General features: G+C 50.1%; 18 protein-coding genes. 14 read left to right on the top strand and 4 right to left on the bottom strand.

Annotated features, from left to right (window positions below; genetic code table 11):
• Positions 1-12: 12 nt before the first annotated feature.
• The 9 genes from LI114_RS03760 (at position 13) to LI114_RS03720 (ending at position 8,748) form a co-directional block, all read left to right on the top strand.
• Positions 13-1,647 (top strand): bifunctional anthranilate synthase component II/anthranilate phosphoribosyltransferase, encoded by a 1,635-nt coding sequence (locus LI114_RS03760; protein ID WP_227219455.1) that lies wholly within the window; start codon positions 13-15, stop codon positions 1,645-1,647.
• Between the two features lie 4 nt (positions 1,648-1,651).
• On the top strand, positions 1,652-2,437 hold the full coding sequence (gene trpC, locus LI114_RS03755) for an indole-3-glycerol phosphate synthase TrpC (RefSeq protein ID WP_227219453.1): 786 nt from the start codon (positions 1,652-1,654) through the stop codon (positions 2,435-2,437).
• Position 2,438: 1 nt separating this feature from the next.
• Positions 2,439-3,074 (top strand): phosphoribosylanthranilate isomerase, encoded by a 636-nt coding sequence (locus tag LI114_RS03750; protein WP_227219451.1) that lies wholly within the window; start codon positions 2,439-2,441, stop codon positions 3,072-3,074.
• 3 nt (positions 3,075-3,077) lie between these two features.
• Positions 3,078-4,268, top strand: coding sequence for a tryptophan synthase subunit beta (trpB, locus tag LI114_RS03745; RefSeq protein ID WP_227219449.1), 1,191 nt, complete (start codon positions 3,078-3,080; stop codon positions 4,266-4,268).
• Entirely contained in the window at positions 4,258-5,049 is a 792-nt protein-coding gene (gene trpA / locus LI114_RS03740; protein WP_227219447.1) for a tryptophan synthase subunit alpha, read from the top strand. The genes trpB and trpA overlap by 11 nt, the downstream gene beginning before the upstream one ends.
• 268 nt (positions 5,050-5,317) lie before the next feature.
• Positions 5,318-6,124, top strand: coding sequence for a hypothetical protein (locus tag LI114_RS03735; RefSeq protein ID WP_227219445.1), 807 nt, complete (start codon positions 5,318-5,320; stop codon positions 6,122-6,124).
• 166 nt (positions 6,125-6,290) lie between these two features.
• Positions 6,291-7,832: a sodium/proline symporter gene (locus LI114_RS03730; protein WP_227219443.1), complete on the top strand. Its 1,542-nt coding sequence runs from the start codon at positions 6,291-6,293 to the stop codon at positions 7,830-7,832.
• 187 nt (positions 7,833-8,019) lie between these two features.
• Positions 8,020-8,445, top strand: coding sequence for a hypothetical protein (locus LI114_RS03725; RefSeq protein WP_227219441.1), 426 nt, complete (start codon positions 8,020-8,022; stop codon positions 8,443-8,445).
• 3 nt (positions 8,446-8,448) lie between these two features.
• Positions 8,449-8,748 carry a hypothetical protein gene (locus LI114_RS03720; protein ID WP_227219439.1) on the top strand — a complete coding sequence of 100 codons (300 nt, stop codon included), beginning with the start codon at positions 8,449-8,451 and terminating at the stop codon, positions 8,746-8,748.
• Positions 8,749-8,805: 57 nt separating this feature from the next.
• Here LI114_RS03720 and LI114_RS03715 read toward each other — a convergent pair whose 3' ends face one another.
• Both LI114_RS03715 and LI114_RS03710 read right to left on the bottom strand, forming a co-directional pair.
• Positions 8,806-9,783: a glycoside hydrolase family 113 gene (locus LI114_RS03715; RefSeq protein ID WP_227219438.1), complete on the bottom strand. Its 978-nt coding sequence runs from the start codon at positions 9,781-9,783 to the stop codon at positions 8,806-8,808.
• 14 nt (positions 9,784-9,797) lie between these two features.
• A complete protein-coding gene (locus tag LI114_RS03710) occupies positions 9,798-10,619 on the bottom strand; it encodes a putative RNA methyltransferase (protein WP_227219436.1) in 822 nt (273 codons plus the stop codon).
• A 296-nt stretch (positions 10,620-10,915) separates the two neighbouring features.
• On the opposite strand from LI114_RS03710, the gene LI114_RS03705 reads away from it, so the two are divergent.
• The 3 genes from LI114_RS03705 (at position 10,916) to LI114_RS03695 (ending at position 16,391) form a co-directional block, all read left to right on the top strand.
• Complete coding sequence (locus tag LI114_RS03705) at positions 10,916-11,980, top strand: efflux RND transporter periplasmic adaptor subunit (RefSeq protein WP_227219434.1); 1,065 nt, start codon at positions 10,916-10,918, stop codon at positions 11,978-11,980.
• Positions 11,981-12,008: 28 nt separating this feature from the next.
• Positions 12,009-15,023 (top strand): FtsX-like permease family protein, encoded by a 3,015-nt coding sequence (locus LI114_RS03700; protein WP_227219432.1) that lies wholly within the window; start codon positions 12,009-12,011, stop codon positions 15,021-15,023.
• 417 nt (positions 15,024-15,440) lie between these two features.
• Positions 15,441-16,391 carry a hypothetical protein gene (locus tag LI114_RS03695; protein WP_227219430.1) on the top strand — a complete coding sequence of 317 codons (951 nt, stop codon included), beginning with the start codon at positions 15,441-15,443 and terminating at the stop codon, positions 16,389-16,391.
• A 142-nt stretch (positions 16,392-16,533) separates the two neighbouring features.
• Here the strand turns inward: LI114_RS03695 and groL are convergent, their stop codons facing one another.
• Together groL and groES are read right to left on the bottom strand one after the other, a co-directional pair.
• The gene (groL, locus tag LI114_RS03690) at positions 16,534-18,171 is read right to left on the bottom strand and encodes a chaperonin GroEL (RefSeq protein ID WP_227219428.1); all 1,638 of its coding nucleotides are present in this window, start codon (positions 18,169-18,171) and stop codon (positions 16,534-16,536) included.
• A gap of 45 nt (positions 18,172-18,216) precedes the next feature.
• Positions 18,217-18,489: a co-chaperone GroES gene (gene groES / locus LI114_RS03685; RefSeq protein WP_022127422.1), complete on the bottom strand. Its 273-nt coding sequence runs from the start codon at positions 18,487-18,489 to the stop codon at positions 18,217-18,219.
• 583 nt (positions 18,490-19,072) lie between these two features.
• Between groES and LI114_RS03680 the strand changes: the two genes are divergently transcribed.
• Together LI114_RS03680 and LI114_RS03675 are read left to right on the top strand one after the other, a co-directional pair.
• Positions 19,073-19,774, top strand: a complete 702-nt coding sequence (locus tag LI114_RS03680) for a response regulator transcription factor (protein WP_022127423.1) — start codon at positions 19,073-19,075, stop codon at positions 19,772-19,774.
• 127 nt (positions 19,775-19,901) lie between these two features.
• On the top strand, positions 19,902-21,197 hold the full coding sequence (locus LI114_RS03675) for a sensor histidine kinase (RefSeq protein WP_227219427.1): 1,296 nt from the start codon (positions 19,902-19,904) through the stop codon (positions 21,195-21,197).
• The last annotated feature ends 1 nt before the right edge of the window (position 21,198 follow it).

Genomic DNA, 21,198 nt, shown 5'->3' with positions numbered 1-21,198 from the left:
GGCGATGAAAAAATGATACTTCTTATAGACAATTACGATAGTTTCACATACAATCTTTATCAGGCACTGGGCGTGATGTACCCGCACATAGAGGTAAAAAGAAACGACGAGATAACCCTTGACGAGATAGAGAAGATGAAACCCGAGGCGATAATAATCTCGCCCGGCCCATGCTACCCTGCGCAGGCGGGAATTTCGGAAGAAGTTATCCGCACATTCAGCGGCAGAGTACCGATACTGGGCGTATGCTTAGGACATCAGGCGATAGCAGAAAGCTTTGGCGGAAAGATAGTTCAAGCTGAAAAGCAGCTTCACGGCAAGCAGACGGACGTAAAGATAGACACGGCAAGCCCCCTCTTTGCAGGACTTCCCTCCTCGATACCCGTAGCGAGATACCACTCGCTGATAGTAGAAAAAAGCTCGCTGCCCGAGTGCCTGAAGATAATCTCAGAAGACGCGGACGGACAGATAATGGGACTAAAGCACAAGGAGCACGCGACATACGGAATGCAATTCCACCCCGAGTCGATAATGACCGACAGCGGAATGACCATACTGGCGAACTTCCTGCGCATAGCTGGTATACAGCCCGACATGGCGGCAGCGCCCGCTATACCCGACGCGAAAAAGACCGAGCTGAAACCGCTCATTGCAAAGGCGGTAGAGGGCGAGCACCTCACGCAGGAAGAAGCACGCCGCGCAGTAGACATTATAATGAGCGACCGCGCCACCAACGCGCAGACCGCCGCACTGCTGACGGCTATGCGCATGAACGTTGAGAACGCAGACGAGATAACGGGCTGCGCTATGGGCATGAGAGAGAAGATGACGACCGTACCGCACGAGCAGGAAGTGCTGGAGATAGTAGGCACGGGCGGCGACCTTGCGAACAGCTTCAACATCTCTACCACCTCGGGATTCGTCATCGCAGCCTGCGGTCAGGCTGTTGCGAAGCACGGCAACCGCAGCGTATCTTCAAAGAGCGGCGCGGCCGACGTACTGGAAGCGCTGGGCGTAAAGATAGCTTCGACTCCCGAAAAAGCCTTAGCCTGCATCGACGAAACGGGCATATCGTTCCTCTTTGCGCAGAGCTACCACAAAGCTATGAAATTCGTAGGCCCTGTAAGAGCGCAGATAGGCATACGCACAGTATTCAACATCCTAGGCCCTCTTGCAAACCCTGCGAACGCCGAGTACATGGTAGTAGGCGTATACGAGGACAGACTGCTTGAACTGGTAGCGAACGTGCTGAAAAACCTCGGCGTAAAGCGCGCCCTCGTTATCCGCGGCAGCGACGGACTGGACGAATTCTCGATCTCGGCGCACACGAACGTTTTTGAGATCAGAAACGGCGAGATCACGAGCTACGAGGTAACGCCCGAATCGGTAGGCTTAAAGCGCGCGACTAAGGCTGAGATAGTAGGCGGCACGGCTGCCGAGAACGCAGAGATCACCCGCGGGATACTCAGCGGAAAGATCACGGGAGCGAAGCGCGACATAGTACTGCTCAACTCGGGCGCGGCGCTCTACACCTGCGGCAAGGCTGAGAGCATAGCAGAGGGCGTAAAGATGGCTGCGGAAGCGATCGACAGCGGCGCGGCTATGGAAAAACTGAACGCAATGATAGAATTTACGAACAGGGACTAAGCGCATGATATTAGACGAAATAATCACACACAGAAAAGAGCAGCTTGCGCGCGAGAAAGCGAAGATCGGCGAGAGCGAGATGAAAAAACTCGCCGAGAAAGTGCTGAGCGAGCGCACTCCCCTTTCGCTGGCGGCGGCGCTGAAAAAGCAAACGCTGAGCTGCATATGCGAAGTAAAAAAAGCATCGCCCTCGAAAGGGCTGATACGCCCCGACTTCCGCCCCGCAGACTTTGCGAAAGAGTACGAAGCGGCAGGCGCGAACGCTATCTCATGCCTTACGGAGGAGCACTATTTTCAAGGTTCATCGCAGTATCTCGCCGACATACGCAAGGCGGTGAAGATACCGATACTGCGCAAGGACTTCATATTTGACGAATATCAGATATTTGAAGCGGCGGCGATAGGCGCGGACGCGGTACTGCTGATAGCCGCGGTGCTCGAGCCGCAGAGGTTCGCCGAGCTTTACAAATTAGCGGGCGAACTGGGGCTGAGCGTGCTTTGCGAAGTGCACAACGAGCAGGAGATGCAGGCGATAAGCTTCATCGAGCCCGAGATACTGGGCGTGAACAACCGCGACCTCAAGACATTCAACGTTGACCTTACTACCGTACAGCGGCTAAGACCGCTCGCGCCCGCGAACGCGGTATTCGTTTCGGAAAGCGGCATACGCGACAACGCCGACATGAAAACTGTACGCTCGCTTGGCGCGGACGCGGTGCTTATCGGCGAAACGCTTATGCGCAGCGAGAGCATTGGCAAAACGCTGGCGGCGCTGAGAGAGGGCGTTTAAAATGAGCACGCTGAAGATCAAGATATGCGGTATGCGGCGGCGCGAGGACATCGGCTATATCAATCGATGGCGCCCCGACTACGCGGGGTTCATACTTAGCGGCGGGTTCAAGAGAAGCGCAGCTTTCGACGATTTCCGCAGGCTGAGGGATATGCTGGACGGCGGGATAAAATCCGTAGGAGTATTCGTGAACGAGCCGCTCGAAAGCCTCGCAAGATACTGCGATATGCTGGACGTAATACAGCTTCACGGCGACGAGGACGCGGAGTACATCGAAAAACTGCGCGGGATATGCGGCGGCGCTGAGATATGGAAAGCGGTGCGCGCAAAAAGCCCCGACGACATCGAAACCGCGTGCAAGCTGCCCGCCGACAAGCTGCTGATAGACAGTTTCAGCGAGAAGCAGTACGGCGGCACGGGCAAAAGAGTAGACCTCGAAATATTTGACAAACTGAAGATAGATAAGCCATTCTTCCTCGCGGGGGGGCTTACGGCGGAAAACGTTTGCGAAGCCGCCGACCGCGTGAACCCTTACGGGGTGGACTTTTCCAGCTCAGCAGAGGTGAACGGATACAAGGACGAAAACAAGATACGCGAGATAATAGAAACTATCAACAACTACCTGAAAGAAGGATAACTGATGGGAAATATCGGAAGATTTGGTCAGTACGGCGGGCAGTATGTGCCTGAGACCGTAATGACCGCGGTGCACGAGCTGGAAGCGGCTTATGCGAAATACAAGTACGACCCCGAATTTATAAGCGAGCTGAAAGAGCTTTACCGCGACTACGCGGGCAGACCCTCGATGCTCTACTACGCTGAGAAAATGACAAAAGACTTAGGCGGCGCTAAGATATACATCAAACGCGAAGACCTCAACCACACGGGTTCGCACAAGATAAACAACGTACTGGGACAGGTGCTTCTCGCCAAAAAGATGGGCAAGAAGAGGATAATCGCTGAAACCGGCGCGGGACAGCACGGAGTAGCTACGGCTACGGTATGCGCGCTTTTCGGGCTGGAGTGCGAGGTATACATGGGCGCTGAGGACTGCCGCAGACAATCGCTGAACGTATACAGAATGAATCTGCTGGGCGCGAAAGTAAATGCGGTAGACAGCGGCACGGCTACGCTGAAAGACGCTATAAACGAGGCTATGCGCGACTGGTGCTCTAACATCAACACCACTTTTTACTGCATCGGCTCGGTAATGGGCCCGCACCCATACCCCGCTATGGTGCGTGATTTCCAGAAAATAATCTCGGAAGAGATAAAGAGCCAGCTTGCTGAGCGCGAGGGCAGACTTCCCGACTGCGTAGTAGCCTGCGTAGGCGGCGGCTCGAACGCTATGGGTGCATTTTACAACTTCATCGAGGACAAGAGCGTGCGGCTGGTAGGCGCGGAAGCGGGCGGCCTGGGCATAGACACCGAAAAGCACGCAGCAAGCATGGCTAAAGGAACGTTGGGCATATTCCACGGAATGAAGTCGATATTCTTACAGAACGAATACGGACAGATAGACCCCGTATACTCGATCTCGGCGGGTCTGGACTACCCCGGCGTAGGCCCTGAGCACGCATATCTGCGCGAAACAGGCAGAGCGGAATATATACCGATAACCGACGAGGAAGCGGTATGCGCTTTTGAATATCTCTCAAAGACCGAGGGAATAATCCCCGCGATAGAGTCATCGCACGCGGTGGCGGCGGCGCTGAAAATAGCGCCCACCATGAGCAAAGATCAGATACTTGTCATCAACCTCTCGGGCAGAGGCGACAAGGACGTTTATTCGATAGCAAGATACAGGGGGGTAGACGTAGTTGAAGAATAGGATAGACAGCTGTTTCGAACAGCTAAAGGCAAAGGGCGAGAAGGCGCTGATAACATTTGTTACCTCGGGCGACCCCGACCTTGAAACAACAGAAAAATGCGTGCTGGAGATGCTTGACAAAGGCGCGGACATAATAGAGCTGGGCGTGCCATTCTCCGACCCGATAGCCGAAGGCCCTGTAATACAGATGGCTTCGCAGAGAGCGCTTCGCGGCGGCGTAACGCTGGATAAGATATTCGACATGGTAACGCACCTGCGCACAAAGACCGACAAACCGCTTCTGCTGATGATGTACATCAACACTATATTCAAGTACGGCACTGAAAAATTCTTCAAAAAATGCCGCGACCACGAGATCGACGGCGTGATAGTGCCCGACCTGCCATTTGAAGAGCGCGACGAGATAGCCGAAACCGCCGACAAGTACGGCGTATACAAGATTAATTTGGTAGCGCCTACATCTGCCGACAGAGTAGCTATGATAGCTGCGGAATCGAAAGGATTTCTGTATGTAGTATCGTCGCTGGGCGTAACGGGTTCGCGCAGCGAGATAACCACCGACTTCGACAAGCTGCTAGCGCCGATAAAGGGAAAATCGCCCGTACCGTACTGCATAGGCTTCGGAATATCCAACGCCGAGCAGTCGGCTAAGATGGCTTCTTACAGCGACGGAGTTATAGTAGGCAGCGCGATAGTTCGCACGATAAACGAAAACCCCGGAGCGGAAGCGCAGAAAGCGGGAGAGCTTGCGGCTGCCCTGAAAGCGCCTTTGAGAAAGTAACCAAATAATACGGTGGCAGAGTCTTTGCGAAAGGGCTTTGCCGCTTTTTTATGCGTTCGAGAGAGGTCAATTTGTGTTCATACAATATTTACAAATAAAATGCGACGAAAAAGTCCTTGATCTTTCACAAAGGTTTCCGCGCGGTAACTATGCCACAAAATTGTGCCTACTTTACAGCATTGCGAAAGTGTGTTAAGATAAGATCACAGAAAAGATCAGGCGCGCAGGTCTTCCGAAAACACAAATATTTTTCAGGAGGTATAAGACCATGAACAAAAACGCATTTGAAACAGTAAAGCTCGCAAAGGGCGAAGTAAACGTATATGACTTCGGCGCAGTAAAGCTGCACGCATACAAGACTAACGACCCCATCGACGACGAAGTATTCATCATAGAGAAAAACGGCAAAGCCGCGGTGATAGAGTCGCCATGCTTTTTCGACAACAACACCGAACTTGAGGAATATCTGAAAGACCTCGAGGTAGAAGGCGTGTTTATAGCTTACCACGCGGCAGGCGGCACTTTCCTGCCCGACGTGCCTAAATACTCGACAGCAAACGCGGTGGAATACTCGGCTAACGGCGGCGGAAAGACGCTGATAAACAACTTCACGGCGGCTTTCGGCGAAAGCTTTGACAAGAGCGTGCACAAGGCGACGAACATCATCGGCGAGGGCAGCGTGAACGTCGGCGGAATAGAATTCATCATCACGCAGACGGCTGAGGCTTTCGACATCGAGATACCCGAGATCGGCGCGGTATACACGCATATGCTGGGTCACGACTGCCACTCGATAGTTGCGGGAGCTGCGCACGCGGACGCGATCATCGCGCAGCTTAAAGGCTATATCAACAAGAACATAGGGCTGATACTCACCTCGCACTACACGCCGGAAGACCTCAAGGACGCTCAGACCAAGATAGACTATTTGGAAGAGCTGAAAAAGCTGGCTGCCGAGAGCACGGACGCAGAAAGCTTCAAGGCAAAGGTTCAGGAGCGCTGCGCAGGATACAGCGGCGGCAACTACCTCAACATGACTGCGGGATTTTTCTTTGCGCAGCGAATAACCGAATAAAATATGCGCATAGACTGCCGTGGGACAAAAACTCGCGGCAGTTTTTTTGCTATTATCAAATAAATCGCGGCGCAGGGCTTGCATATTTGATAGAAATGTGTTATAATAAAGAATATTATGCGTTAATTTTACGATAGTAAAATGATATAGCGAAGGGAGTTTTTTTGTGACACAATCTGTATTATGCATACTGATAGCCATTCTGGTCTACATGGCAGGAATGGTAATAATAGGTGTTGTATACTCGAAGAAAAACAGCAGCGTCCACGATTTCTACTTGGGCGGCAGAAAGCTTGGCCCGATAGTTTCGGCAATGAGCGCCGAAGCTTCTGACATGAGCAGCTACCTGCTTATGGGTCTGCCGGGACTTGCCTACATAAGCGGCTGCGCGGAGGTAGGCTGGACGGCGATAGGCCTTGCGATAGGCACATACCTAAACTGGCTGCTGGTAGCCAAAAGGCTGCGAATCTACTCGCACCGCTGCGGCAACTCGATAACCATACCCGACTTTTTCTCAAACCGTTTTCGCGACGACAAGCACGTTATAATGGGTATCTCGGCGGCGATAATACTGATATTCTTCGTGCCTTACACCGCTTCGGGCTTCTCAGCCTGCGGCAAGCTTTTTAATCAGCTTTTCGGCTGGGACTACCACATGGCTATGATAATCAGCGCGGTGATCATAATCGCATACACCTGCCTCGGCGGATTTTTGGCGGCGAGTTTCACTGACCTTATCCAGAGCATAGTTATGACCTCGGCGCTGGTAGTGCTCGTAATTTACGGCGTGCACACAGCGGGCGGCTTTAACAGCGTAATAGAAAACGCAAAGGGCATACAGAACTATCTAAGCTTCACCCAGACCCGCACGGCGGATGGCGAGCTTATACCATACGGCGGACTGAGCATAGTTTCCACCCTGGCGTGGGGACTCGGCTACTTCGGTATGCCGCACATACTGCTGAGATTTATGGCGATAGACGACAAGAACAAGATCAAGATCTCGCGCCGCATAGCTTCCATATGGGTAGTTATCGCGATGGGCGTTGCGGTATTCATCGGCATAATCGGCAGAGCGCTCAGCGCTAACGGCACCATCGAGCAGCTTACCACCTCTTCCGAATCTGAGACGGTAATACTCAAGATCGCCACCGTACTCAGCAAGCACGGCGTAGCGGCGGCACTGGTGGCAGGACTTATCTTCGCAGGAATACTCGCCTGCACGATGTCCACCTCAGACTCGCAGCTTCTCGCGGCATCATCCAGTATGTCTGAGAACCTGATGAAAGGCGTATTCAAGATAAAGATGACCGAAAAGCAGTCGATGCTGGCGGCGCGCGCGGTACTGCTGATAATCGCGGTACTGGGAATAGCGCTGGCATGGGACAGCAACAGCTCGGTATTCCGCGTAGTATCATTCGCATGGGCGGGCTTCGGCGCGACATTCGGCCCCGTAATGCTGACAGCGCTTTTCTGGAAGCGCACCAACAAGTACGGCGCTATCGCAGGAATGGTTACGGGCGGCGTAATGATATTCGTATGGAAATTCGGCATCAGCAAGCTCGGCGGCGTATTCGCCATCTACGAGCTGCTCCCCGCTTTCATACTCGCGCTGGCTGTAATAATCATCGTTTCGCTGGCTACCAAAGCCCCCGACGAAGAGATAGTTGCAGAATTTGAAGCTGTACGGGCTGAGATGAAAGAATAAAATCAAGAATAAATCGACCACGCAGGATATGAAAAATGCTCTTGCGTGGTCTTTTTTGCACTTGAACAATAAGTATTTACAATTTGATTGTTTCAAGTTTACAATATTCCGCTCTTTAAAATAGTCTTAAATAAGTGGACAGATAGTCTGTTATGATAATCAAATATCAAGTAAAGGGGAAAAGAATATGAATCACAACTTGAAAAAAACGATCTCATTCGCGGCAGCGGCGGTAATGCTTTCGGCGGGATCGCAAAGCGCTTTCGCTGAGGAGGCGGTGTTTCCCGAAAGCTCGCAGAAGCAGGTGGTAATGGGCGAAGAGTATGAACCTGCCGAACCTGCCGAGCCGATAGACGATGTGATTATCGACGACAGCTCAGCGGAGAACTCATCGACGGCTGAGAGCGATGACAGCTATGACAGTTACGATAGCGCAGAGGAAAGCATTACCGACGAGCAGCAGGCGCAGAAAAGCGAGTCTATCTACATTGCAGCCGTCAGCGCTCCGACGCTCAGCATAGAAAAGACGAACAAGACCACGATAAGGATAGCATGGAACACGCAGGAGTGCTATTCGTACATCGTAGAAAGGCGGCTGAACGGCGGCAATTAAGAGTTGCTAGCGATTGTGCTGAACAAGCCGAACCAGGACAAACTGACATATACCGACAAAAATCTGAGATATGGTGATATAGCCGCATACCGCGTGCGCGCGTGCGTTGTGAACGACGGCAAGACAGAGTACAGCAAGTATTCAAACGTGGTGAAATTTAAAGCGAAACTGGATACGCCTAAGCTGAGCACGACAAGATCGGAACTTTACGCAGCTACTGTAAAGTGGAAGTCGGTAAAGGGCGCGGCCGGCAATACTTATACGGGCGAAGCGAGCGACACCAAGACCTGCAAGACAAAATAATTACTGAATAAGAAAGACCGTCGAGGGAAACGAACCTCGGCGGTCTTTTGCACTTTATCAGCAATATTTTTCATCGGTGTACCACTTTTTCAGCGTTTGCTCGGCGAGCTTGCCGTAAACGGTGAAATCGCGGTTTTCCTTAGCCTTTTCTATCGGCGGGAGCATAGCTTTCCAATCCCACCAGAAGTAGCCGCAGAACCATTCGCGGTCTATCGACTCAGAGATAGCGGCTTCGTAAAAATCAGCCTGTTCCTGCTCGTCGAGCACGGCTTCTGGGCGGTATTTGAAATCCCAGGGGTAGCGGGTACAGCCGCTCTCGTTGCGCACGCCTATCTCGGCAAACATTATCGGGCGGTCATAATGGCGATGCATCTCTTCGAGCTTATCGGCAATGCCACGCCAGACCTCTTTCATATGCGCAAGACCCGTTTCGCTCTCGGAAGTGCAGGGGTAATACGCCGAAACGCCGATAACGTCAACAGCCGAGAGCCAATCGAAGCGAAATTCATCGCCGTGATTTATATTGTGCATAACTATTCCGCTGTAGACCTCACGGACGTCGGCGATTAGCTTTTTACAGTAATCCGACTGCTTATCCATGCCAGCCATCTCGCAGCCGGTGCAGAGCATTTCACAGCCGGTGCGCTCGGCTATCTCGGCGTAGTGCAGCATAAAGCGGGTATAGCTCGCGAACCAGCGTTCCCAGTAGGCGGGGTTTTCGGGCGGGAAATCTATACGCGCGCGCCACGAGCGGTCAAGGCAATCGACCATAGGCTTCAAGCAGACTTTCAGCCCCAGTGACTTAGCTTTCTTTATCGCGAAGATAACGTCGTCGTCGGTCTGAGTTCTGCCGAAAAGCGAGAACACGCTGAGCGAATAGTAGGTTTCCTGAAAACAGTTGACGGGTATACAAATCCAGTTCAGACCATTAGCAGCGAGAAGCTCCATCGAGCGCTCGGCTTCGGGGGTCTGAAAAGCGCCGCTGCCCGAGAAAAAGCCCCAGGTGTAGCCCTTACAAAACAAGTCTTTATTCATAAAATTTTCCTCCATTACTTTTTTCGGAATATCAGAATATCAAAGCCGCACTCGGTATCCAGCGTTTGCAGAGCGCTTAGGCGTTCCCTGCCCTCGGCGGGGGTCTTGTAGTAGTACGGCGTCATGGCGAAGAGGTTCATAATATCGGCGTTAGTTTCGAGCGTGATGTTATACTCTATACGCTGAGAGCCGCAGGGCGCAAAGCTTTTCAGCCCGTACTCATTCGGCTTATTGAGATAAGGCTTTTCGTAGAGCACCGACTTCATGCCGAAGAGGTGTATCGGCGAGGGGCAGACTATTACGAGCTTGCCGCCTTTTTTGAGCACGCGTGCGTATTCATCGTTGGAAACGGGCGCGAAAGTGCATATCAGCGCATCGGCACAGCGGTCAGGAAAAGGCAGCTCAAAGCCGGAAGCGGCGGCGTAATGAACGTTTTCAAGCCCCAGCAGCTTCGCCTGAGAAGCGCCGTGCTTTACGGCGTTTTTGGAAATATCCACGCCGTAAAGCTGAGCCTGCGGCAGGCGTCGGGCGTAGATATTGGTGTAATACCCCTCGCCGCAGCCGCTGTCTATAACGGCAGCCGGCTTATCGCCGACAATATCCGCCAGCACATCGGCGGCGGAGTTCGCGAGCTTTTCATAATACCCGCGCGAGAGAAAATCGGTGCGCGCCTTTACCATCATAGCGTTATCCCCCGCAGTTTTGGGGTTGCGGTGAGATGAGGTGAGCAGGTTGACATAGCCCTGCGCGGCGGTATCGAACCTATGACCTTTCTTACAGCAAAAGCCTTTTTTATTCTCTTTCAGCGGCGAACCGCACACGGGGCAGATATACACGGCTGTTCCCTCCAACAAAAAAATGCTTGTGATATATAAAAATATGAAACTGATATTCGTTTATTGCGAAAAACATCATATCAATGAATTATACCACACATCGCCGTGATTTGCAAGCACGTTTACAAAATTTTCGCAATTACTACACACTATAATTGATATATCGGTGCAGAAATTTTTGAAATAGTGAAATGGTACAGAAATGCGCTTTAAATTTTGTAGAATAATACATAGAAATTTTTCGTGGAATTTGATATAATTAAGGTACAAGTATGTTTTTAAAACAGGAGTATGACATGAAAGATATAAATTTTAACAGACGAACCAAGAGAGCGGCGGCGGCGCTGATCTGCTGCGCTGTGACGGCAACGGCTATGAGCGGCTGCTATCTGCTGCCCGACGAGGAAGAAGTACTCGCCGCGCCTACCGTAAAAGCGAGCGAAGTGACCTACACCACCGTTACCGCGAAACGCAAGACGCTGGAGAAAAAGATAGTAAACAGCGGCACGGTAAACAGCGAGAAGCAGTACAACCTTTCATACGAAACGCAGGGCGGAACTATCAGCAAATTCTACGTTCACGCGGGCGACAAGGTGAAAAAGGGCGACAAGATCTGCGAGATAGACACTAAGGACATAGAGTACCAGATAGCTATGAAAGAGCTTGACCGCAAGCGCGCTTTTCTGTACACCGAGGTGCTTTACGACAACGGCGCTACGCAGTCGGAGTACGACAGAGCGTATGTAGACGTAGAAAAACTGGACATAGAGCTGCAAAAGCTTTACGATCAGCGGGATGGCGCGGTGCTTACAGCGCCAGCGAGCGGCACGGTATCCGCGCTGGCGGACGTGCGCGTGGGCGACTACACGAACCCCGGACAGACCATCGCGACGATAATGCAGACGAAAAATCTTTACATAGCCATAAAGCCGAACGACTGCACTGAATTCACCATCGGCAGAAAAGTGCAGATACGCCTTGACGAAGATTACTACGAGGGCGAAGTTTTCATGAACCCCGACGAACTGGCAGACTACATGGAAAAGCAGAACGAGAGCCACGATAAGCTCGAACAAGGCGGGATAGATTACGAAGCCGAGATGGTATACATCCGCTTTACCGAAGACCTGCCTTCAGACGCTGTAGGTCAGCTTGCAGACACTATACTGGTGCTCGACACGGCCGAGAACGCTATTTGCGTATCGAACAACCTTATCAAAACAGTAGACGGCGAGAAGGTAGTTTATGTACTGAAAGACGGCGAGAAGGCAGCCGTGCCCGTCGAGATAGGCTTGCAGACAGGCTCGCAGTCGGAGATAACCTCTGGTATAAACGAGGGCGACGAGCTTGTGATACGCTGAGCCATTGAGATAAGGAGAACATAGTAAAATGCTTACACTGCTACTGCGCAAGATGCGCAACACAAAGTGGATGGTGCTGTGTCTGCTCATCGGCTTCATAATGGCTGCGGCTATGACGAGCACCATACCTATATACATGAACGCCTCGCTCCAGCGTATGCTGGTAAAGGACATGGAGAGCTACCAGACGGAAAACAACGTTTACCCCGGCGAATTCAGCGCCGAGCACGACGTAACGCTAGACATACCCGCTGAAAAACAGCGGCAGGAGATAGAGAAAGTTCAGAATATAGTGCAGAACGGCTACGACGAGATGGGCTGTCCTGCGAAATACGACAAGACATTTATTTCAGACACATATCTGTACGTTACCTCGATAGACGTTTCAGAGGGCAAATCGGCTTCCCGCCTCTCGCTTTCGGCAATGAGCAACTTTGACGACAAGATAGAGATAAAATCGGGCAGGATGTACGAGCCGGGCAAGCGCAGCGACGGCGTTTACGAATGTGTGGCTACTGAAAAAGCGCTGAAAGTTTCAGAGCTTGCCATGAACACCGTTTATGAGATAGGCAACGTTTTCGGCGCGGACAAGACCATAAAGATAGAGATAGTCGGCATATTCGACGTAAAGGACGGCTGCGAGGCATACTGGGCCGAGGGCTTAAGCGGATACGTTTCAAACATGTTCACCGACTACGATACCATGTACGGCGAGATACTCGACACGGGCGCTGTGAACGTTTCTGAGATGGCTGTTCGCTACGCTATGGACTACCCGAATATGGATATGAACGGGCTGGGCGGAATAAGCGAGCGAATCAGCGAGCAGGAGCGCATATTTGACGAAAACGACATTACGCTCTCGCTGCCTGCGAAAAGCATATTCACCGATTATGCGAGCCGCGCTTCGCAGCTTAGGAACACGCTTTGGCTTTTGCAGATACCAGTAATTCTGATGATACTGGTATACCTCTTTATGGTATCGCAGCTAAATATCGAGCAGGAGCGCAACGAGATAGCGGTATTCAAGAGCCGCGGCGCGAGCAGAGGGCAGATAATATTCATATACGCGCTGGAATCGTTGCTGCTGGGCGCTGTGACGGCTGTTGCCGCGCCTTTTGCGGGACTTGGACTTTGCAAGATACTCGGCGCTTCAAACGGCTTCCTCGAATTTGTAAACAGAAAATCGCTGCCCGTAAAGCTGGCGCTCGACGCATTCATCTACGCGCTGGCAGCGGTAGTAGTATTCTTCATAACCACCATGGCGCCGATAATCCCCGCCACAAAGACCACGATAGTAGAGCACAAGCAGTCGAAAGCGAAAAAGCGCAAGCTGCCGTTATGGGAAAAGCTATGCCTGGACTTCATACTGATAGGCGGCTCGGCAGCGTGGCTCATCTACTACAACAAGCAGCAGGCAGACGTTATGGCCGAGGGCGGCGGAGAAGCGCAGGCTATAAACCCGATGATGTTCGTAGCTTCTACGGCGTTCATACTCGGCTGCGGGTTATTTATAATAAGGATACACCCGCTGATAATCAGACTTATCTCTAAGATATTCAGCCGCGTGCTTTCGCCTGCGGCGTATGTTTCGTTCAACAACATAGGCAGAACAGCTTCAGGCAAAGAAAGATTTCTCATGATATTCCTGATACTCACCGTTTCACTGGGACTGTACTTTGCCAACACGGCACGCGCTCTCAACCGCAACGCTGAGGAAAGAGTTTCATATGCGATAGGCGCTGACGTGGTAATGCAGGAGCAGTGGGAGAACACATCGGGCGAAAACAGAGCCTCTGACGCGGCGCAGAAGGCCGACGAAGCGCTGGCGAAATTCAATTCGCAGAAGAGCGGCTCGACACAGGACACTGCCGCCGACAGCTCTGACGAGAGCGACGACAGCGAGAGCGTTATACAGTACACCGAACCGCCGATAGAGCGGTACGAAAAACTTGCGGGCGTAAAGAACGTAGCGAGAGTTTTCGTGAAAGAGGGCATTACTGTACAGAGCGACAGGATGAGAGTTCCCGCCGTGCAGAAAAACACGGGCAAGCGCGGTTTTGAGGACGACTACAAGACAGACTACGAGATAGCGGCGAACGAAGCGGACGCTAAAAGCTCTTCAAACACAACGTCAAACGTTAATCTGATGGCGGTGTCGCCGGGAGAATTTTCTAAGGTATGCTGGTTTGCCGACAGGCTGCTTCCCGTTCAGATAAACAACTACCTCGAAGCGCTGAGCGAATATCAGCAGGGCATAATACTCTCGACCGCATTCCGCGACACATACGGCTTGAAGCAGGGCGACACGGTAAACGTTAGCTGGGGCGCTAACGACAGCTTTGAAGCCACGGTGCTGGCGTTCGTAGAATACTGGCCCTCGATGAATCCGTATGACGTTGCAAAAGACGGCACATACATGAATTTCGCAGTAATGAACCTCGATTACGTCAACGTAATGACGAACATCGAGCCGTATCAAGTATGGATAAACATGGAGAACGGCGCGCTGACGGAAGACCTCTACAAGTCAATCGAAAAATCTGACATAGAGCCTACCCTGCTGCGCGTGGCAAGTCAGGAGATAATCACCGAAAAAAACGATCCGATGCTGCAGGGCATGAACGGCGCACTGACGCTGGGCTTTCTGATCATCATGATAATGTGCATAATCGGCTTCCTGATGTACTGGATACTCTCGATAAAGAGCCGCACGCTGCAATTCGGAATAATGCGCGCGATGGGCATGAAGTACCGCGAGATAATCGCGATGATAATGTACGAGCAGCTGCTTGTTTCGGGCGCGGCGATATTTGCAGCGATATTCATAGGCGGTATCGCGAGCGACCTATTCGTGCCGCTGTTCCAGTATCTGTACAGCCGCGAGGAGCAGGTACCGGGATTTGTGGTGATACCGCAGCGCAGCGACTACCTGAAAGTTTACGCGATAATACTCGTAATGCTGCTGATCTCGCTCGCCGTACTGGGCAGGCTGATACAGAAGATAAACATTTCAAAGGCGCTGAAACTCGGCGAAGATTAAGCCTTAACAAAAAATTTACAAAGCTTCTGAAACAGTTTTCGTACTATTTCGGAAGCTTTTTTACTGTACAAAAGTCGGCGTCGGCTAAAAAAGCATTATACATTCAAATAATAGATGTATGAAACCGGCGTTTTCAAATAAAGTTTCATATTTTAATATCAAGAAAAACCCATGCACAAACATATCCCCGCGCGGCACGATCTATTTGTGTAAAAACGCCAAAAAACAAGATGGTAATTCGTGCGAAATGTATATTGAAAAAATCACGAAAATTTAGTATTATAGTATTATCGGATATGTGTATATTCAGTGATAACAAGCATGAAAACGTTTCCTAAAACTTTTCGGTGCGCTGAAAAAGCACCTGCCGACCGATCACAGATCACTATGATTAATTTTTTTATTGGAGGAACTAAAATGGAAAAAATCAAAAAGATTACTGCCGCTATTCTCGCTATGTCTTTAGCTTGCGGCATGATGGCTTCCTGCGGAGATTCTAACGACAGCAAGGACGATTCTAAGACCGAGATCAAGGTTGCTGAGTCTGCTGCTGCGGCTGACGAGAGCACCGCTGATGAGAGCGCTACCGATGAAAGCGCTGCTACTGATGAGAGCGCTGCTGCTGATGAGAGCGCTGCTGCAGAGCCTGCAAGCACCTACACTCCTCAGTATGAATATCAGGGCTACGACGCTTTCCTTATGTTCGCAGATACCAACTGGTTCTGGGGCAACTGGAAGGGTCAGGGCAACGTACATAACGAGTCTGACTTTGACGAGACTGATCCCGGATCTTACGGCTACGGCGTTGACGCTGACATCGTAGGCGACGGCGAGTACACTGTTGCTATTACCAAAGATTCTATAGGCGGCAACAACGGTTACACCAACCCCAACATGGACGCTACTCTTGGAACTGACTCCCCTGCTACCGGTACAGTAGTATTCTGCGTAGATATTATCGGTATCTGCGACGGCAACAAGGTTTCCGGCAAAAACAAGGAGACCGGCGAGTGGGAAGTTTCTGCTAACGAAAAGAACAAGCTCAAAGAGGGCGACAACCACTACGATAACAGCACCATTGGTGACTACGATATTGAGAACCTCAAAGTAGAAGTAACCTCTATCAAGTGCGACGGCAAGGAAGTTGAATTCGACGCAAGCAAGATCAGATACGGCAACATCGAGGACAACAACAACTGCTACAGAATCGAGATATACAACTCCTACGGTTCTACCGCAGAAGATCCTGCATTTGATCCGCTCACCGCTATCAACTTTGCAGAGTCGCTGGAAGTAACCTTCACCATCGAGGGTCTTGGCGAAGTTAAGACTTTCCCCGAAGTTGACGCTTTTACTCCCGCTCAGTAATTTAAACTGAATATGATTTATCCGCTGATCGGCAAAAGTCGGTCGGCGGATTTTTTATATGTATGAAAAAGTGCGAATAAAAAAAGAACGCTGCGATATGCTCACAGCGTTCTTATTATTTATCGGTTTGATGTTTGAGGAATTAGTACATTCCGCCGCCCATTCCGCCTGCTGCGGCAGCCATAGCCGCGTCAGCCTGCGGGTCTTTAATATCTGCAACAAGGCTCTCGGTGGTGAGCACCATTGCCGCTACGGAAGCAGCATTCTGCAGCGCGCTTCTGGTGACCTTAGTCGGGTCAACGATACCTGCGGGTATCATATCAACATACTCTTCAGTGTAAGCGTTAAAGCCGTAGCCGATCTTTCTGGAGCGAATGATCTTGTCGATGATAACGCTGCCCTCAAGACCTGCGTTCTTAGCGATCTGGCGAACAGGCTCTTCAAGCGCTCTCAGAACTATCTGAGCGCCAGTCTTTTCGTCGCCGCTGAGCTTGTCGCAAACCTTCTTAACGGTCGGGATAGCGTTGATAAGAGCTGTACCGCCGCCTGCTACGATGCCCTCTTCTACAGCAGCCTTAGTAGCAGCCAGAGCGTCCTCTATACGCAGCTTCTTTTCCTTCATCTCAACTTCGGTAGCAGCGCCGACCTTGATAACAGCTACACCGCCGGAAAGCTTAGCAACGCGCTCCTGCATCTTCTCTCTATCGAAATCAGAAGTGGAGTTTTCGATCTGAGCCTTGATGTTAGCGATCCTAGCCTTGATGTCCTCGCTTGCTCCTGCGCCGTCAACGATGATAGTGTTCTCTTTCTGAACAACTACCTGACGAGCCTGACCGAGCTGGTCGATGGTGGTATCAGCAAGCTCAAGACCGAGGTCGGAAGTGATGACCTGACCGCCGGTGAGGATAGCGATGTCCTGAAGCATTTCCTTTCTTCTGTCGCCGAATCCGGGAGCCTTGATAGCTACGCAGGTGAAAGTACCTCTCAGCTTATTAAGGATAAGGGTGGAGAGAGCCTCGCCCTCAACGTCTTCAGCGATGATGAGCAGCTTCTTGCCCATCTTAACGATCTGCTCGAGAAGCGGCAACAGATCCTGAATATTTGCGATCTTCTTATCAGTGATAAGAATGTAAGCGTCGTCGAGAACAGCCTCCATCTTATCGGTATCGGTGACCATGTAAGGCGAGAGGTATCCGCGGTCGAACTGCATGCCCTCTACTACCTCGCTGTAAGTTTCAGCGGTCTTAGACTCCTCAATGGTGATAACGCCGTCAGAAGTCACCTTTTCCATAGCCTCTGCGATAAGCTCGCCGACCTTTTCATCAGCGGAAGAAACAGTAGCTACGCGGGCAATATCTTCGCTGCCCGAAACGGTCTTGGAATTAGCAATGATGGTCTCAACGGCAGCGTCAACTGCGGTCTGCATACCCTTCTTAACGATCATCGGATTAGCGCCTGCTGCGATATTCTTCATACCCTCGCTGATAAGCGCCTGAGCGAGCACGGTAGCGGTAGTAGTACCATCGCCCGCCGCGTCGTTAGTCTTGGTAGCAACTTCTTTAACTAGCTGAGCGCCCATGTTCTCGAAAGCGTCCTCAAGCTCGATCTCCTTAGCGATGGTAACGCCATCGTTAGTGATGAGGGGTGCGCCGAATTTCTTATCGAGAACTACGTTTCTGCCCTTAGGGCCTAGTGTGATCTTTACAGTATTTGCAAGCTTATCAATACCTGCCTGAAGAGCTTTTCTGGCGTCTTCGCCATATTTAATATCCTTAGCCATGATAAATTACCTCCAATATTATCTCTATATACTATTATAAATAGCTTATTCTACTACTGCGAGCACGTCTTCCATCTTAACGATAGTGTACTCAGCGCCATCGAGCTTGACTTCGGTGCCGCTGTACTTCGAGATAAGCACCTTATCGCCGACCTTAACGCCCATAGTAACGTCAGCCTTGCCCGGGCCTACTGCAACTACTTCCGCTACCTGCGGCTTTTCCTTAGCTGCTGCCGAGAGAATAATGCCGCCCTTGGTGGTTTCCTCGGCCTCTGTCATTTTTACAACTACTCTGTCCTGTAATGGTTTGATAGCCATAATAAATCGCTCCTTTTCCAAATTTACGGAATAAATTTTTGCTGCCGCTTTTACTGCGGCTTTTTTACATTTACTTTTCCTTTTAGCAGACGAGCTGCCAAAGTGTTAGCACTCAATCTCTTTGAGTGCTAATTATATTTTAGCACCTTTTCAGAAAAATGCAAGGGGTATTTGCAATATTTTTTTATTTTTGTATACTTGCACAATTTTAAGCCTATATTATTAAGCAGTTTGCCACTTTCAACAAGCATCATCATAATTATTTGGTTTGTATTGTAATTAGTTCCATCAGAATACTTTTAACAAAATAGCACTATCTGACGCAAATGTTAACAAAGTAAGCGTGCGCTAACTGCTAAATGAAATAATTATAAACACAAATATTTTTTGTTTACGATTTTATAGCAACTTTTACATTTAGTTAATAATTAGTTTTATTTATGTTCACCAAAGCTGTTTGTGAATTTGTTATAATGAAATTATCAATTAGAATTTATTATAGGAAATATTCAAAATTGGCATGACTGATGAAAAATATACTATATCATTAGTCAAATGCCGCTGTATTCTAGGAGGGAATTTTATGTCATTAGGCAGAGTACTTGTAGTAGACGATGACAAAAATATATGCGAACTGCTTCGTCTTTATCTCGAAAAAGAAGGCTACGGCGTAATACTTGCGCACGATGGCGAAGAGGCTGTTGTAAAATTCAACGCGCTGAAGCCCGACATCATACTTCTCGACATCATGCTGCCCGGTATCGACGGCTGGCAGGTATGCCGCGAGATCCGCAAAAAGTCAAATGTTCCGATAATCATGATAACCGCTAAGCAGGAGACCTTTGATAAAGTACTGGGTCTGGAGCTTGGCGCCGACGACTACGTTGTAAAGCCTTTCGACACTAAGGAAGTCATCGCAAGAATAAAGGCTGTTTACCGCCGCGTAGGTCAGTCTGCAAGCGAGGCTGAGGTCAAGGAAGTAAAGTACGACAAGCTTTCGGTAAACATGACGAGATACGAGCTGAAAGTAAACGGCGTAGTGCTCGACACACCGCCTAAGGAGCTGGAGCTGCTCTTCCACCTCGCTTCCAACCCGAACCGCGTATATACCAGAGATCAGCTTCTTGACGAAGTATGGGGCTTTGAATATTACGGAGATTCCAGAACCATCGACGTTCATGTAAAAAGACTTCGTGAAAAACTCGAAGGCGTATCCGATCAGTGGTCGCTCAAGACCGTTTGGGGCGTTGGATACAAATTTGAAGTAAACGAGAATAATGACTGATCGCCGGAGCATATTCTTTAAATACTTTTTGATCTGTACAGCAGTAATACTGATAAGCTTCATATGCTTGGGCGCAGTATTACTGCTTATTTCTTCACGGTACTTTAATAATGAAAAAGAGATAGCCTTGAAAAAAAATATGGAAAATCTCTCTGCAGGAATAGCACGCACGATGAAGAACACGCCCGACGAATGGACGAAAGGTATCCAGATCAGTATAAACGAATATGCTAAAAATTCAGAAAGCAAGATTCTGCTTTTCAACAGCAGCGGTGAAATAATACTGCACTCCGAGCTGGACAGCAAAACGAGCGGTCTGGCGGATTTTAAAGCAGATAAGAGATTTCTCAGCCAGTACGGGCAGGACCCCACCTGCGTTTACACGGATATGAATGGGCTATACGCCACAAACGTGATGACTATCGGTCAGCATTTTACGGGCAATGGACCGAAATATCTGGTAGTAGCTATTGAATCGCAGACATCTAAGAACGGGTACACAAGCAATATAATGGAAATATTTATAATATCTGCCGTTATCGTGCTTGTTATCTCGACCGTTATAATCTATTTCACGACTATACGCATGGTCGCGCCTATCAAAGAGATGGCGGCGGCGGCTAAGAAGATAGGCCGCGGCGACTTTGACATACAGCTTCCCGAATATTCGGAGAGCGAGTTCAACGACCTTGCTTCAGCTTTCAACGAAATGGCGGCATCGCTGAAAAGCTATGACACGATGCGTAACAGTTTCATCGCAAACGTTTCGCACGAGCTGCGCACGCCTATGACATCTATCGGCGGATTTGTTGACGGAATGCTGGACAAGACCATACCGCCCGAGGAGCAGGAGCATTATCTGAAAATAATCTCCTCTGAGGTACACCGTCTGACGCGTTTGGTGCGCTCGATGCTCAACCTTGCGAAAATCGAAGCGGGCGAGCTGAAGCCCAATTTCACATCGTTCTCGGTGCTCGACCCTATAGTCGACACACTTGTTACGTTTGAAAAGCGGCTTGAAGAAAAGCAGATAGAGATACGCGGGCTGGACACCGACAAAATTTACAGACTTTGGGCGGACAACGACCTTATACACCAAGTTATCTACAACCTGCTGGAAAATGCCATCAAATTTGTTGACAAGGGTGGATATATTAGCTTCCATTTTGAGGAAGTTGGCTATCTGACCGTTATATACATCAGAAACAGCGGCGAGGGGCTTTCACAGGAAGAGCTTTCGCTGGTATTTGACAGATTTTACAAAACAGACAAATCGCGCGGCATGGACGCTACGGGCGTGGGTCTGGGTCTGAACATCGTGCGCTCGATAATCAAGCTGCACGGCGGAAAGATACAGGTGCGCTCGGTGCTGGGCGAATACACTGAATTCATGTTCTCGCTGCCTAACAAGGACATAAGCTGAC

The sequence above is a fragment of the Ruminococcus sp. 210702-SL.1.03 genome, from assembly GCF_020559915.1.
Lineage (GTDB): Bacteria > Bacillota > Clostridia > Oscillospirales > Ruminococcaceae > YE71.
This window is presented reverse-complemented; position numbering and strand designations above follow the sequence as displayed.

Coding starts and splice junctions, on each gene's coding strand:
- LI114_RS03760 (WP_227219455.1), top strand. CDS start 13: ATGATACTTCTTATAGACAATTACGATAGTTTCACATACAATCTTTAT.
- LI114_RS03700 (WP_227219432.1), top strand. CDS start 12,009: ATGCTTACACTGCTACTGCGCAAGATGCGCAACACAAAGTGGATGGTG.
- LI114_RS03715 (WP_227219438.1), bottom strand. CDS start 9,783: ATGAATAAAGACTTGTTTTGTAAGGGCTACACCTGGGGCTTTTTCTCG.
- groL (WP_227219428.1), bottom strand. CDS start 18,171: ATGGCTAAGGATATTAAATATGGCGAAGACGCCAGAAAAGCTCTTCAG.
- LI114_RS03705 (WP_227219434.1), top strand. CDS start 10,916: ATGAAAGATATAAATTTTAACAGACGAACCAAGAGAGCGGCGGCGGCG.
- LI114_RS03725 (WP_227219441.1), top strand. CDS start 8,020: ATGAATCACAACTTGAAAAAAACGATCTCATTCGCGGCAGCGGCGGTA.
- groES (WP_022127422.1), bottom strand. CDS start 18,489: ATGGCTATCAAACCATTACAGGACAGAGTAGTTGTAAAAATGACAGAG.
- LI114_RS03735 (WP_227219445.1), top strand. CDS start 5,318: ATGAACAAAAACGCATTTGAAACAGTAAAGCTCGCAAAGGGCGAAGTA.
- LI114_RS03680 (WP_022127423.1), top strand. CDS start 19,073: ATGTCATTAGGCAGAGTACTTGTAGTAGACGATGACAAAAATATATGC.
- trpB (WP_227219449.1), top strand. CDS start 3,078: ATGGGAAATATCGGAAGATTTGGTCAGTACGGCGGGCAGTATGTGCCT.
- LI114_RS03750 (WP_227219451.1), top strand. CDS start 2,439: ATGAGCACGCTGAAGATCAAGATATGCGGTATGCGGCGGCGCGAGGAC.
- trpC (WP_227219453.1), top strand. CDS start 1,652: ATGATATTAGACGAAATAATCACACACAGAAAAGAGCAGCTTGCGCGC.
- LI114_RS03695 (WP_227219430.1), top strand. CDS start 15,441: ATGGAAAAAATCAAAAAGATTACTGCCGCTATTCTCGCTATGTCTTTA.